The sequence below is a fragment of the Streptomyces sp. AC627_RSS907 genome, from assembly GCF_019049165.1.
This window is the reverse complement of record NZ_JAGMUE010000418.1, coordinates 1-567: the sequence shown is the minus strand read 5'-3', so window position 1 is coordinate 567 and position 567 is coordinate 1. Positions and strand designations below refer to the sequence as shown.

Annotated in this window: 1 protein-coding gene; it reads left to right on the top strand. The window is 74.3% G+C overall.

What is annotated here, in order from left to right; all coding sequences use genetic code 11:
• The coding region (locus KUM32_RS36220) for an amidase family protein (RefSeq protein WP_254406640.1) at nt 1–567 on the top strand (567 nt) is incomplete at both ends.

Here is a 567-nt window from a genome sequence, read left to right as displayed (position 1 = left end):
CACCCACGCCTGGGGCGGTCACCGCACCGCCCCGCCGGTGGCCGACGCGCTCGCCGGCACCGCGCGGCTCCTCGCCTCCCTCGGCCACCGGGTGGAGGAGGTGACGGTCGATCTCGGGGTGGACTGGGAGGAGTTCCTGCTGGCCAACGCCCGACAGTGGACGGCCAACCTCGCGGTCTCGATCGACGAACTGGCCGCCGCCACCGGACGCCCCGTCGACTCCTCGACCCTGGAGCCGCCCATCCTGGCCAGCTACCACTACGGCCGGCAGGTCACCGGCACCGAGTTCGTCACGGCCCTCGCGCTGCGCAACCGCCTCTCCCGCGCCGTGGCCCGGTACTTCGAGACCCACGACATCCTGCTCACCCCGACCCTGCCGGAACTCCCCGTACCGCTGGGCACGTACGCCAAGGACGCCGAGACCCTGGACGGCCTCGGCTGGCTCCGCCGCCTCTTCGACCTCGCCCCGTTCACCGCGGCCTTCAACGTGGCCGGCACCCCCGCCATGTCCGTGCCGGCCCCGCCCGACCCCACGACGGGGCTCCCCGTCGGCATGCAGTTCGCCGC